Annotated in this window: 13 protein-coding genes; all 13 read right to left on the bottom strand. The window is 39.2% G+C overall.

Going from position 1 to position 13,733, the window contains the following annotated elements:
- Nucleotides 1–840, bottom strand: a complete 840-nt coding sequence (locus RVS70_RS12585; RefSeq protein WP_205389229.1) for an ATP-binding cassette domain-containing protein — start codon at nt 838–840, stop codon at nt 1–3.
- Complete coding sequence (locus RVS70_RS12580) at nt 833–1,699, bottom strand: alpha-D-ribose 1-methylphosphonate 5-phosphate C-P-lyase PhnJ (protein WP_205389231.1); 867 nt, start codon at nt 1,697–1,699, stop codon at nt 833–835. Before RVS70_RS12580 ends, RVS70_RS12585 begins: the two co-directional genes overlap by 8 nt.
- The gene (locus RVS70_RS12575; RefSeq protein ID WP_205389233.1) at nt 1,699–2,805 is read right to left on the bottom strand and encodes a carbon-phosphorus lyase complex subunit PhnI; all 1,107 of its coding nucleotides are present in this window, start codon (nt 2,803–2,805) and stop codon (nt 1,699–1,701) included. The genes RVS70_RS12580 and RVS70_RS12575 overlap by 1 nt, the downstream gene beginning before the upstream one ends.
- Nucleotides 2,806–3,402, bottom strand: a complete 597-nt coding sequence (phnH, locus tag RVS70_RS12570; protein WP_026681885.1) for a phosphonate C-P lyase system protein PhnH — start codon at nt 3,400–3,402, stop codon at nt 2,806–2,808.
- Between the two features lie 187 nt (nt 3,403–3,589).
- Nucleotides 3,590–4,012 carry a phosphonate C-P lyase system protein PhnG gene (gene phnG, locus RVS70_RS12565; RefSeq protein ID WP_026681886.1) on the bottom strand — a complete coding sequence of 141 codons (423 nt, stop codon included), beginning with the start codon at nt 4,010–4,012 and terminating at the stop codon, nt 3,590–3,592.
- 266 nt (nt 4,013–4,278) lie between these two features.
- Nucleotides 4,279–5,694: an MBL fold metallo-hydrolase gene (locus RVS70_RS12560; protein ID WP_205389243.1), complete on the bottom strand. Its 1,416-nt coding sequence runs from the start codon at nt 5,692–5,694 to the stop codon at nt 4,279–4,281.
- Nucleotides 5,695–5,790: 96 nt separating this feature from the next.
- Nucleotides 5,791–7,113 carry an ABC transporter substrate-binding protein gene (locus RVS70_RS12555; protein WP_205389245.1) on the bottom strand — a complete coding sequence of 441 codons (1,323 nt, stop codon included), beginning with the start codon at nt 7,111–7,113 and terminating at the stop codon, nt 5,791–5,793.
- A gap of 156 nt (nt 7,114–7,269) precedes the next feature.
- Entirely contained in the window at nt 7,270–8,097 is an 828-nt protein-coding gene (locus RVS70_RS12550) for a carbohydrate ABC transporter permease (protein ID WP_026681889.1), read from the bottom strand.
- Between the two features lie 18 nt (nt 8,098–8,115).
- The gene (locus RVS70_RS12545; RefSeq protein WP_205389247.1) at nt 8,116–9,006 is read right to left on the bottom strand and encodes a carbohydrate ABC transporter permease; all 891 of its coding nucleotides are present in this window, start codon (nt 9,004–9,006) and stop codon (nt 8,116–8,118) included.
- Entirely contained in the window at nt 9,003–10,133 is a 1,131-nt protein-coding gene (locus RVS70_RS12540; protein ID WP_205389248.1) for an ABC transporter ATP-binding protein, read from the bottom strand. The genes RVS70_RS12545 and RVS70_RS12540 overlap by 4 nt, the downstream gene beginning before the upstream one ends.
- A 392-nt stretch (nt 10,134–10,525) precedes the next feature.
- Complete coding sequence (locus tag RVS70_RS12535) at nt 10,526–10,924, bottom strand: nuclear transport factor 2 family protein (protein WP_321133533.1); 399 nt, start codon at nt 10,922–10,924, stop codon at nt 10,526–10,528.
- 312 nt (nt 10,925–11,236) lie between these two features.
- On the bottom strand, nt 11,237–11,947 hold the full coding sequence (locus RVS70_RS12530; protein WP_318279724.1) for a GntR family transcriptional regulator: 711 nt from the start codon (nt 11,945–11,947) through the stop codon (nt 11,237–11,239).
- Nucleotides 11,948–11,980: 33 nt separating this feature from the next.
- On the bottom strand, nt 11,981–13,147 hold the full coding sequence (locus RVS70_RS12525) for a TraB/GumN family protein (RefSeq protein ID WP_121604100.1): 1,167 nt from the start codon (nt 13,145–13,147) through the stop codon (nt 11,981–11,983).
- Nucleotides 13,148–13,733 lie beyond the last annotated feature (586 nt).

The following is a 13,733-nucleotide window of genomic DNA, read 5'->3' as shown; positions in this document are numbered from 1 at the left end:
CTATAATAATGAGTAAACCAATCGTTGCGTGTACGCATGTTGTGGATCTTCCATAATCTGATCTGTTAGCCCTTGTTCAATGATGGCTCCGTTCAGCATGACAATTGTGCGATCTGCCAGCATTCGAATAACTGCTAGATCGTGCGATACAACGATCATACTAATTCCAGATTCTCTTTGAATCCTCTTAATCAAGTCCAATACATTTGCTTGAACGGACAAATCAAGACCTGTTGTAACTTCATCGAGAAATAGAATGGGCGGATTATTCGAAAGTGCTTTTGCAATTTGAACACGCTGCTGCATACCACCGGAAAAATTACGTGGCTCCTCCTTCGCTCGAAACAATGGGATATGGACATTTTCTAACAACTCACTACCCGTCCTCTCCATCGTTGTAACGTTACGATTACCTGCAGCAATTTGTTTTTCTGCAATATTACCCATGGTAGAAAAATTCATTTTTAATCCTTTTACCGGATTTTGATAGACCATTCCGTATTTATGATTACGAATATATCGTTTCTTTTGTGAAGACAGATTAAATACATTCTGCCCTTCCAATTCAACATCATGAATATATGCATCTCCGGAAGTAACTGGCTCATCAAAATATAAGCACTGCATCATCGTAGATTTTCCACTGCCACTTTCTCCTACAATCCCAAGGATTTCACCAGGGAATAATTCCAAGGATATATCCTGGCAAGCATATACCGTCCCACATGTGGAGCAATAATTTCTCTCTAGTTTTCGAGTGGACGTTTCTCTACAATCCTGACAACCACCACCGAATTGTTTATTTAAATTCCGAACGCATAAGATTGGTTGTTCATGCATGAGTGGGTGCAGCCTCCTTTTCCTTCAGTGAATTTAACCGATCGACACAATAGCTTGTATCATTACATTGATAATAGCTCTTACCAGAAGTTTCATCGATTAGCTCATCGAGAAACACATCATCAGCACCGCATAAATAACATGTATGATCGGCAAAGGATTCCACTGTAAAAGGATAATCCTCAAACGCAAGTGAATTTACATCTGTATATGGCGGGACAGCATAAATTTTCTTCTCTCTCCCTGCACCCAGAAGAATAAGAGCTTCAGAATAATGCAATTTCTGATTATCAAACCTCGGAATTGGGCTAGGGGCCATTACATAACGCCCATTCACATAAACCGGATGATCCGCCCCTGTTGCTGTCTTTCCGTACTTCATAATTTGTTCAAACAAAAGCAGCCATACTCCACTATATTCATCTTCCGCATGTAATCTTTTGGTTATATATTCACTAGCTTCCACTTGTCGAAGTGGTTCTGGAGTTGGTACTTGCAATACAAGTATTTGCTCCTTCGTTAATGGTACTTCCGGGATTCGGTGCCTTGATTGTATAAGTGATGCTGCTTCTGTGTTCTCCGTTAGTGCTACATTGGTTGTTTGTTGCACCAACTTCTTAATGCTAACAGCGTTTACGGATTCATCAGCCCCCTGATCAATTACTTTTACGATATCTGTCTTGCCGATTAAGGATAGGGTAAGCTGAAGTCCTCCTGTCCCCCAGCCTCTTGCTATCGGCATTTCTCTCGAAGCAAAAGGGACTTGATAGCCTGGAATAGCGACTGCTTTTAACGTGGCGCGACGAATCTCCTTTTTAGAACCTTCATCGAAAAAGGCAAAGTGTGTCATTGTTTTCATTACTCTTTCCCCTCCTTTTTCACTTCACGAACACTATCCAGCTTAGACTGAAAGGTCACATAATGTGGTAGCTTCAAATGTGAAATGAAACCAGTAGACTCAACAGAGTCAATATGTAGCAGTACAAACTCTTCATCATGTGTAGGAAAATTGGATTCAGGATGCTCCAAGCATTGATCTAAAATACTCATTGCAATTGCCTTCGTTTCATTTTGGCCATAGCAAACACCATATCCGATTTCAAATTCCAATTCCGCTTCATTCTTTTGGTTTTTCGTTGATACTGGTACAAACGACTCCACTTCCGAAACTTTAATTTCCCCAATATAATATGGATCTTCATGATTCTGTCCTGTACCATTCGGCTGGTCAACATAGACAGGTAGTGCGCCCACACGTACTTCTCCAACGGTTGGATGTACTTGCCCATATCCCCGTAAAGATGCATATCCCAATGCAGTTACCGCTCCTGTTTGACCACGAGTTAATACTTGCAGCCTTGCACTTCTTGGAGCAGGGAATGGAAGGTTTTCCTTCGTGATATCAACCGGTTTCGTATCATCAGCCTCATAGGTATCAAATAACCCTTCTTTTCTTAGATATTCCACCACTTTAGGGAAATAGCTAACCTTATCCGTAGCTTTTATGTTTGCAAGCTCCAGTTCATAAGCCTTTACCCATTCTTCATTCTGCTTAACACGCTCATCCAATAAAGAAAAATCCAATAATCGATGTGTATAATCTGTGGTTGCTCCTAGCAATTGCCCCCCAGGAATATCTTTAAAGCTTGCAGAGATACGACGCTCAACAAACATTGACTCCGATTCTACGGTTTGACTGTAATATAGTCTAGGCAAGGTTGATCGATGTGCTCGCATAATAAAAACGGCCTCTTCCATACTTCCCTCAGCCTGTTTGATGGATAATGCTGCTAGAAAGGGAGAATACAAGCTACTCTCCGACATAACTTGATCAACTAGGGATCGCATTGTTGCCATTATCGTTTTAACCTCAATAATCTCACTTTCCTTTAAACGTTCATAGGTTAATCGTTTAATCGAAGCCTCAATCGCCTTTGTTCCACCTTTAACTGCTACATACCCCATTTATTCCACCCCCGTAATTTCAACTGTAGTCGTTCTAGGGATACAAACGATATGTGCCTGCGCATCTGTTATAATCAGATCGATGCCTAAGGGGTACTCATTTATTCGTTCCTTACGAGCTTGCCATGCTTTTGTATAAATGCCCGTAAACAGCTTGACCTCATTTTTAATACCGGGTCCCATTAATTTCAATTCAGCCGTATTCGAAAGTTTTGGTGTTTCGATGATCCACGTGCTGGAATTTTGGGGATCAATTAAATCACCTATTTTACACTGATAGATCGCCTGTAAGATGGATAGCTCCGTTGCATCCTGTAAAACGATAATATAATCTGCCTTATCAGCAGGTGCTTGCTTTGCTAAGGTATATTCCGATATTTTTCCGCCAACCTGCTGCTGTTTTTCTGATATAAGATGAAAGGAAACCTCTCCATCTAATAAAGCCATTGCGCTAAGTAAAGTAGCATCATAACATGGTAATTGATAATCCACCTGCTCTGCCTGTTCTCGAAGAATTGAAATGTCACCAGGTCGAGACATACTATACAAGATCTTCCTATATACTTGCTGTAAATCATGCACTTGATCTATAGCCATACAATCTCCCCTAATCCCCTATTTTGAATAAACTGAAACTTCAATCAGTATGGGTTTTGTTTATCCGCCACTGATTGCTACCGGTCAACAACTACTCGTTCCGTACGATAACTCTTTCCCAGGAGTCTGGTATCTTCTAGTCGTTGTGTCTACCTGTACCTTTTGAGACTTCCCTATTAGCTTCAACTCAATTGTCCATCGTTTCAAAGTTTACCTTTGTTTCAAATAGTTCTGCCTGTTTTTTAGCTTTTTTCATCGTTATTTCGGCCTCTGCCTGTAGAAGTAAATCATGCCATTCCTTCGTTTGCGGTAAATTGGCATTGTAAGCAGCATCGATAATGGCAAGCTGTAATGCTAATTCGTCTTCCATTCCCTGGACAACACCAATGCCGACATGCTGATTGATTTCTACTTTTGCTTCTGTTACAAGTACTTCGCCAATATAGAATAAGGAGTTCTTAGCCGACTCTCGCATCTTAACCATCGTTAATCCGTAGTGCGGAGCGACAATTTCCCGATAAGTATAGTTCTGTAAAAGGCCTTCTGCGAGCTGCTTTGCCAATGTTGTATCATCTTGAATAAGAATTTCGGTTCTTCTGCGCCTCTTCATTTCATGCACCCTCCTTTACAAACCCATCGTAACTTGTTGCCAAGTTGCTGTGTTTTAAAATATCGTAAAGAATTTGTAAAGGAATCCTTTATCATGTAAACGAACGAAGACAGATGACCTTTAGTCCATATAACAAAACAGCATACCAAAGGATACTATTTTCACATAAAGTGAAGCTTCAAATTAGATGAGGTCTAACTGCCAGTTAGATGTGGGATAAAACGAGACAAACAAAAAGACCGGAAATACTAATGCTATTCCCGGTCTCAACCGTTAGATTTATAGAGTTCATTATTTTTCAATACATACGTTACCCCATATTCAGGCATTACTAGCCGACCATGGTCTGGAATGAGTCGTTCGGGATGAAAACTATGTAACGGGATCAATGTTTTTGGGTTCAACCTCTCCAATATATACTTTAAATGCTGCGGAATGGCATGCCCTCCAGTACCTGCTAAAAATCTTGGCACACCAAGCATATTCAATAAATTTATCAGATGATGATAAGCCGGATCGTAATCTCCTAAAGGTGTACCGTTAGAGTGAAGATACACTCCTTGACTCACATGTAAATCAAATAGCTCTAATGAATTTTCATAACTCATTTGTAATAAATACGCCGATGGATTTCTGTTAATAACGCTTGCATCCACTGTTTCATAGCGACTCATTAAATCCTCCTTCCAACCAGGTAATGTCCCTATGATGCTCTCATGCTTCGTATTTGCTGGAAGATATACTGAAAAATTCCTTTTGCCGAGAAATTGTTCAGCTATATATGCTGTTTCTAATTCAAACACAAGCTTTCGCTTAGCTAGATTGGCAACTTCCAGCATTGTTTTTAAACGTTCAATATTGCGGTGATAGATATTAAATAACCCGAGACCGGTTGTCTCCTGTAAGATTTCCATCATATGACCAGCAATACTAGCTTCCTTTACTAAGCTCGTAGGCAATGCTCGATCAGCAATAATTGGCTGTTTCCTTTCTTCGATTCCCCGTAATGTTGTTCCTTCCATGATGAGTACATCAAAGCCTCGGTCCTTCACTTTTTCGATCGCGGTTTCCATCCATTGAGGATTTTTTCCATGAAGACGAAAATCACCGGTGTAAAATACGGCTCCATCTGGTGTCTGCACATGAAAACCACAGGCACCTATGACATCATGATCAACCCGAATTGGCGTAATACAAATCTCGCCAATTTGAAACGTCTCATTATATGTACAAGCACGAAGGCTTGGTTTATGCCCCTTTACGGCTTCCCCTACTACTTCCAATGACCGATACAATTTCAAGGAGTCCTCTGTGAAATAGACAGGAATTTGTGGTGACAGCATACCCACGCCTCCCATATGATCCAAATGTAAATGAGAAACAATCACAGCTGTATGCCTTGCGTCCCGTTCTTCTGGAAGAGGATCAGCTAATCCCTCGAGATCTTCAGCCTGATAGATACCATCTATCGGTGGTATCAATCCGAGTTTCAGGTAATCCTTCACGATCTTGCTTGATCGCTCTTTTATTTTCTCATCCAACATACTGGTATCTGGACTAAAGATTAAACCAAAATCAAAAATTACACGACTCTCTTTGTATTCAATGGATACAATTGTACCGCCAATCGTACGCAGTCCTCCCCAAAAGCGGATTTTTGTGTGATTACATGCTTCTTTCAACCTACTCGCCTACCTTCTTATAATTTCAAGGAGGAGGCTGTTCAGCTCCTACCTTGCCCATATACTTTTAATGTTTCCACTTTTTGCTTAAACCTACTAATTTGCTTTATCTACAGCATCCTGTGCCGATTTTTGCAAGTCCTTTAGTCCATCTTCAATTGACTTTTCTTGTAATAATACGGATTGGATCTCCTTATTCAAAGCTTCATTTATACCAGACTTCCCTTTGATATGGGGATCATAGTAGCCAGCATCAAATTGGGAAGCTGCTACTCCATAGGCTGGATTTTCCTCTACATACTTTTTCCATTCATCCGTCTCTAATGCAGACGTACGTACTGGCACATAACCAGTGGATTTTGCCCAAAAAACAGTCTGTTCCGTACTTGTTAGAAACTTCATATACTCCCAAGCAGCAAGCTTTTCTTCGTCGGTTGCAGAATTAAATATAGCTAAATTGGTACCCTGAAAAGCCGTTGCTGCTGCTTTACCTTTAGGTAATGGTGCTACAGACCAGTTGATCTTTCCTTCCGCTTCAGCACCAACAAAGGATATTCCAGCTGATGATCCTACATACATTGCAACGTCTCCCCGACCAAATGGACTCGACATATAACCATCTTCTCCAGCAAGCCTGGCAGTACCTTCTGCAATCATCCCATTTAAAAATTCAAGCGCTGTTTTGGCTTCTGGAGTATTGAAGGTTACTTCATCCACTGCACCATCGATTGTTTTGCCTCCTGCTTGGCGCACATACGTTGGGAAGGATAGCCCTATTGAATTCTCAAAGCCTAATCCAACCACTTGCTTACCGTCTTTATTCGTTGTAAGTGCTTTTGCTGCAGCCTGATAACCTTCCCAGGTTGCTGGTATCTCTAGATTCTTTTCTGTTAGCATGTCTGTATTGTAGTAAAGAACTTCAGTACTCTTATTAAATGGGACACCATACATCTTGTCCTCCCATGTATTCGCTTCACGGAAAACCGAAACAATATCGTTTAATTCATTTTTAGACCAACCATGCTGCTTATGTTCCATATATGGTGTTAGGTCAGTGATTAAATCATTCTCAATGTACTGCGTCATCCAGTCTTCATAAGCCTGTGCCATGACGGGCGCGTTTTCTGCTTTAGCAGAAGCCATTAATTTTTTTGACAAATCATCGTACGATCCTTGGCTAACAAGCTTTACCGTAATATTATCCTGAGACTGATTAAATTCATCTGTCATTGTTTTTAACGTCTCCTCTAGACCACCTGTCATAGCATGCCAAAATTCAATTTCTACTGGACCTGTTAGCTCTTCTGGAACAGAAGCCGTTTCTTTTTTCTTGTCCTCATTTGGTTTCTCAGCATTCCCACATGCTACTAAGCTAATTGCGATTAGACCTACAAGCAAAACGAATAAAAACTTTTTCATATTATACCCTCCATCATTATGTATTTTATATTGTAAAAACGTCACTCTGTAGAGCATTGATTCCTCTAACAGAAGTAAGTTGAACAATTAGCACCTACCTACCCGCCCCTGCTTTAGAACGTAAAGCTCGAGGTTCCATCACACCGATAGTCGAACTTATCCTTTTAAACCAGCCTTTGCTACCCCTTCAATAATGTACTTTTGCAAAATAATATATAAAATGATCATCGGCAGAATAATCATAGTCGAAGCAGCCATTAATAATTCATAGACAGTACCTGTTTCTGTACTGAAAGCAGTCAAGCCTACTGGAAGTGTCCGCATTTCCTCTGAATTAGTCACAATTAATGGCCAAAGGAATGCGTTCCAGCTACCAATTGCTTTTAGTATTACAATGGTTATTAGCGCAGGCTTTGCAAGTGGTACCATGATTGTCCAAAGAAACTTGAAATCACTGCAACCGTCAATTTTGGCAGCATAGGAAAGTTCTTGGGGAATTCCAAGAAAGAACTGACGTAATAAAAAAATCGAAAATATACTTGCAAGCCATGGAACAATTAAAGCTTCATATTGATCAATCCAACCTAGGTTTACCAACGTAACAAAATTTGGTGTCAATAGTACTTCTCCTGGAACCATCATGGTTCCTAGTAGTATGGCAAAAATGATATTTTTCCCATAAAATTGAACTCTCGAAAAAGCATAGGCTGCCAAAATGGTCGTTATTAATTCACCTAGCGTACTTGCAATCAATACAAAAAAACTATTAAAGGCATAGCGCGCAAACGGGGCAACCTCAAAAGCTTTCGAATAATTCTCCCACTGGAAATCTCCAGGAATCCATTGTGGAGGCATAATCATAACTTCATTAGAGGCCTTTAATGAAGTACTAATCATCCAGACGAATGGAAGGAGCATTAATAAAGCACCTAGCGTTAGTAACAGATAAATAAATCCTTTAGACATCGCTTCTTTCTTTACCATTTCTTCGCATCCTCCCTATTAATAATTTACCTTTTTCTTCCCAACATATAGCTGGATTAAGGTAAAGATAAAGATTACCAAAAACAACATATACGCGGCAGCAGAAGCAACGCCAAAGTCCCAATCCCCATAAAATCTATTGAAGATGTAATACACAATGGTTTGAGCACTACCAGCAGGACCTGGCTGCCCGCCAAACAGTGCAAACACTTCATCAAACACCTTGAATGCATTGATAATCGAGATAATAGAAATAAAAAAGGTCGTCGGGGAGATTAGTGGTACTGTAATATTTTTAAATCTCTCCCATTTAGAAGCACCATCTATCTGTGCTGCTAAATAATACTGCTTGTTCACATTTTGCAGTCCTGCTAGAAAAATAATAATGTTATAGCCGAGCCCCTTCCAAATTGCAAGAATAATTAATGAAGGCATTGCCCACTGCGGATCTGTTAGCCATTCAATCGCGTCAATTCCAATAAAGCTTAAGAAATAATTCAAAACGCCGTATTCTGTATGGAAAATCCATCGCCAAACAATAGATACTGCAACAACGGAGGTAACAAACGGAACAAAATAAATGGTTCGGAACAATCCTCTGAGACGGATGTTCTGGTTTAGCATCACAGCAATACCTAATGATAATAGAATGGAAATCGGTACTACCCCTATCACATATATCAACGTGTTATACATAGAGCGCCAAAATTCATCATCTTGAAGGATATACTGATAATTGTCGAACCCACGAGCATATACCTCGTCTTTAAAATAGTCGTAATCCGTATAAAAGCTCATGATAAAAGACTTTATAATCGGATATAAGTTAAATACGATAAGCACCGCCAATGCTGGAAGCAGATAGAAAAATGCTTTTATTGTTTTTCTTATAGTAGGACTTTCATTCAAACTACTTCCTCCTCACTATGCTGATGGCTGGTTATAAGCGATTTTCCTGTTAATAGATTCTCTCCATCTGTTTCTCTAAAAATATGAAAGCGATTTGGATGTAATCCGAATTTAACCCGCTGTCCTTGTGTAATGGAGGCATCCAGCGGAACGATTGCTCTTACCTTTCGTTCACCTATAAGGAAACTTACCAAGTTATCCCTACCAATTCGTTCGACTATAAGCACCTTTCCTCCAATACCCTGCTTGTTTTCATCGACTTCTATATATAAATCCTCAGGTCGAATACCAACGAGCAATAATTCATTCCACTTAACTTCCTTTGAAACTGGGTATGGAAGTTGAATAACTTCTCCCGTTTCCGTGAGCTGAACGGTATACCTATCTCCACTGAGAGTTGCTGGTAAAAGATTAATAGGTGGATTCCCGAGAAATTGTGCGACAAATTCGTTTTTAGGATGATCATAAATATCTTGTGGCCCACTAAACTGTTGAAATCTGCCATTCTTCATCAAGAGAATTTTATCTGAAATGCTTAACGCCTCTTCCTGATCATGTGTCACAAAAATGGTCGTAATACCTGTGGCTTGTTGAATACGTTTAATCTCTTCACGCATTTCCAACCTTAGTCGAGCATCTAAATTAGATAATGGCTCGTCCAACAAGAGTAACTTCGGTTTTTTTACAAGTGCACGAGCGATGGCAACGCGCTGCTGCTGTCCTCCTGACAATTGGCCAGGCTTTCGATCTAATAAGTGATCTATATGTACGAGCGACGCCATATCACGAGCTTTTTCCATAGCAATCTTCTTTGGCACCTTTTCCATTTTTAGAGGAAACATAATATTTTTAAGCACCGTCATATGTGGGTATAGTGCATAATTTTGAAAAACCATACCAATTTCTCTTTTTTCTGGTGGGATGTTATTGACGAGCTGATCACCAAAAAATAATTGGCCAGAAGTAGGCTGGTATAATCCAGCCAACATGAACAAGGTAGTACTTTTTCCACATCCACTTGGTCCTAGCAAAGAAACTAGGCTACCTTCCTCCATCGTTACATTAAGCTTGTCTACAGCAATTACATCATCAAATTTCATGGAAATATTCTTTAAGATTATTTTCATATGGAGCCCTCCTAAATTAGCCATAACTTATTATCTGAATATTACATATAATTTAAAAATAAAAACCTTAGGTAGTAAATTTATTTCAAATAAGTTATATTTAAATGTTAAGGTGTTTTATTACAATCACATTATCTACGAGCTATACATAAAAAACAAGACGTATCGCTGTTAATTTACACTAAATTTACAATATTTTAAATTTTTACTATTTAATCCCGGCATGTTTCGTATATACAATTTCACACATCAAAAAAACAGCTATCTTCACAGAAGAAGGTTTAGCTGGTTTTTATTTTTAAAGATATCTTTGCTAAATTCTATTTAAGATTACCGAATTATAGGAGACCGAATTGATGAAAAGAGCGTTTGGTATACACATTTTCAGGAGTTTAAAACACCCCATTCTCATTAGGGGAATCCTCTGGAATGGGTTGACCCACATCCCACAATTCAACAATCTTGTCATCCTGGAAACGGAAAATATGAACAACAACACCTCCAAGGTCATCCTTGTTTTGTTTGACAAGTGAATGAACCGCAACGAATTCGCTATCTCCAATAATACGTTTGGCCTCAAATAGCTTGTCAGGATTCTCTGCTGCATTTTCCTCCATTGCTAACATAAGTGAATTAGCATCACCACGAAAATAAGGGGGGTGATGGCAAAAGCCTGGACCGACGTGACTACTATACGCTTTCCTGACTTTCCCTGATGCTACGAGTCGTAAAAACGAAACTGCTTTCTCTTTCATCGAAAGCGTACCTTTACTTTCCTGTTTTTCATCCATTTTCACCATCCTATCGTATGTGTAAGACGACATATTTTAAAAATCCCGAACCTTCAATCAGTAGGGGTTTTGTTTATTACCCTCTGATTGTTAGTACCACAAGGGTATGACCTAGAGGTCTTTGCTTTGAACCAATCAGACATTTACTGGCAGGCGATCTCCCATTTCATTAGTAATTGAAAGTGGGGGTCTTACTGCCAGTAATAGATGGGATAAAAATACCTCTTTAGATATTGGTTTATCTAAAGAGGTAAAGTAAAACGAATCTAGTTTTTTATTAGCTATCCTATAAATAAGGAGTGTTACTAGTTCCTATTGCATCGTAATATCGTATTTAAATTTATCACTCCGGTAGAGTATTTTCGTATACTCGAGGACATCCCCTGTCTCTACATCCAAGCAGTCACTTTCCACGATAATAAGTGGTACCATACTGCTACAAGATAATAATTGCTGCTCAGAAAAAGTAGGGAACGTAATACTAAGCAATGTTTGATTACTCGTAAATTGTGTATAGCCTAATTCTCGATAATAAGAAAACATCGACTTAATCTTAGGGCCATCTTCAGCAATTTGCGGGAACTTCAACTCGTTTACAAATGATTGGTGAATGGCAATTGGTTCATCATCAATCAAGCGAAGTCTACCTATTTGATAAACGGTATTTCGGTTGGTTGCCTTTAGTATCTTGAATATTTTCTCTTCATAATCGATTTTCTTACAAAACGCATTCTTTGTTGTTAGATTGTAGCCAGCTTGCCTCATTTTATCTGTAAAGCTTACCTTCCCCGTTAAATGTAGCTGAATGGGAATAGGTGCCTCCTTTAAAAAACGTCCTTTCCCATGCACAGAGTATATATAACCACGTTCTTCTAGTACCATAAGAGCTTTTCTGGCAGTAATTCGTGGTACACGATAGGCAGTTGCTAGCTGGTTTTCTGAGGGGAGCTTTTCTCCTGGCTCCATTGCTTTTTTAATCATTTTCTCCATCAAATCATCGATAATACGTGCTTCCTTATCCACTGTGATCCCAAACTCCTTTTCAGCATTAAGCTGTTATAGGTTCTCTAGAAACACACGGATGACATCTACACCACCGATAAAAGTCCCGAGTGAGCTTCCTAAATTAGCAAGAACCACAATCAATAATACTCTTGTCACTTTATTCCTCCAAAAGCCCTTAACGGTGAATACATCCTCCGAAAGTGTTTCAAAATCCCGCACATGTGGCCTGCGAATATAGGCCTGAACAAAGCCGGCAAACCAACCAGCTGCTAACAATGGATTTAATGAAGTAAGAGGAGCGACCAAAAATGCAGTAAGAATTGTTAACGGGTGACCAAATGCTATTAAAGCTCCAATTGCGGACAAGCTTCCATTCCAAATCACCCAGCTCAGCGTTTGTTCCCACCCAGCTGCTGGATTCGCAAAAAACGTATAAGCAATGATAGCGAGAATAAGCACAGGGATAGACCAACCAATAATCTTGGGAATCTTCGACTTTGGTGGAATTTCTGCTAGTTTTTGCAAATTGTGCTCCCGCTTAATCTCTTCTTTAATTCCTGGGACATGAGCTGCGCCGAGTACAGCAACGACCTTATTACCCGGGGCATCTTTAATTTTTTGCGCTAAATATTGATCCCTTTCATCGATTAACGGCTCTTTTAACTTAGGAAATGTATCGGTAAACTCCTGCAAAATGGTATTTATAGTATCTTGTGTCTTCATTTTTTCTAACTCTTCTTCGGAAATACTCTCCCTACTGAAGATACTAGCTATCACTTGCGTTAATAATATTGCTTTTCCCTTTAATCCAATATTATGCCATATTCGCGAAAAGGTAATCTGGATATTTCGATCTGCTAACACAAGTTTTGCATCATTCTCCTCTGCAGACTTAATGCCTTGAATCATTTCTTGACCTGGATTAATACCAAACTGTTTCGCCATTCGTTTTTGAAAAGAAGATATCGCAAGATTCATTAATAATAAGGTTGCCTTCTTTTCTTTAATTACCTTAAATATATCCATTTCCCGCCAGCTATTACCATCTTGAACCGATTGGAAGCGCTGCTCATCTAATTCTACACAGACAGCATCTGGTTTTTCTGCTTCAATCACATTCTTTACCTGTTCAGCACTATGCTTAGAAACATGGGCAGTTCCAATTAAGATATATTCTTTATTTCCTATATGTATCCGCGTTATATTCTCTTCCGTCATGAATTACCTTCCTTTTTACTAGACAATTAAGTAAAGCTTTGTACTGTAATTATACTTTAAATACAAATAATTTTATATTATAAAATAAAACTTCTCTGAAAAAAGGGTTCTGCTTTAGAGATCGCTGATGTTCACATTTAGAACATATGAGATCAGCGCTTTCTGTACACACCTAACCTAGTAACTGCACTCATATGTGTTACTCTTCTCATTATCTGCAATCACTACTTTAGCGCCTTCTATAACCAGACCCACCTGATTTTGTAAACGTCTGATTCTCATTATTTACTAACCTATCTAATGTAATTAATATTATTTATCATTACATACATATCCAATAAAGTGAAACTTCAATCAGTGGGGGTATTGTTATTCCCCACTGATTGTTAGTACCACAAGGGGATGATTAAAGGCCTTTGAACCAATCGAACAATTACTGACAGATATATGTGGGATAAAAAAAACTGAGCAAAATTCGCTCAGTCCTTATCACTAAATGCTCAGATTTACGCTTCCTCTAGTAGCTATTATGGAATAATAGCTACTGCTTGCTTGACCACCACTCCGGCTGCCCACTTCCCTTTCC

Source organism: Virgibacillus sp. M23 (assembly GCF_034190895.1).
GTDB classification, from domain to species: Bacteria; Bacillota; Bacilli; order Bacillales; family Amphibacillaceae; genus Virgibacillus; species Virgibacillus salarius.
This window is presented reverse-complemented; position numbering and strand designations above follow the sequence as displayed.

Coding starts and splice junctions, on each gene's coding strand:
- RVS70_RS12525 (WP_121604100.1), bottom strand. CDS start 13,147: ATGACGGAAGAGAATATAACGCGGATACATATAGGAAATAAAGAATAT.
- RVS70_RS12575 (WP_205389233.1), bottom strand. CDS start 2,805: ATGGGGTATGTAGCAGTTAAAGGTGGAACAAAGGCGATTGAGGCTTCG.
- RVS70_RS12540 (WP_205389248.1), bottom strand. CDS start 10,133: ATGAAAATAATCTTAAAGAATATTTCCATGAAATTTGATGATGTAATT.
- phnG (WP_026681886.1), bottom strand. CDS start 4,012: ATGAAGAGGCGCAGAAGAACCGAAATTCTTATTCAAGATGATACAACA.
- RVS70_RS12550 (WP_026681889.1), bottom strand. CDS start 8,097: ATGGTAAAGAAAGAAGCGATGTCTAAAGGATTTATTTATCTGTTACTA.
- RVS70_RS12535 (WP_321133533.1), bottom strand. CDS start 10,924: ATGGATGAAAAACAGGAAAGTAAAGGTACGCTTTCGATGAAAGAGAAA.
- phnH (WP_026681885.1), bottom strand. CDS start 3,402: ATGGCTATAGATCAAGTGCATGATTTACAGCAAGTATATAGGAAGATC.
- RVS70_RS12580 (WP_205389231.1), bottom strand. CDS start 1,699: ATGAAAACAATGACACACTTTGCCTTTTTCGATGAAGGTTCTAAAAAG.
- RVS70_RS12555 (WP_205389245.1), bottom strand. CDS start 7,113: ATGAAAAAGTTTTTATTCGTTTTGCTTGTAGGTCTAATCGCAATTAGC.
- RVS70_RS12585 (WP_205389229.1), bottom strand. CDS start 840: ATGCATGAACAACCAATCTTATGCGTTCGGAATTTAAATAAACAATTC.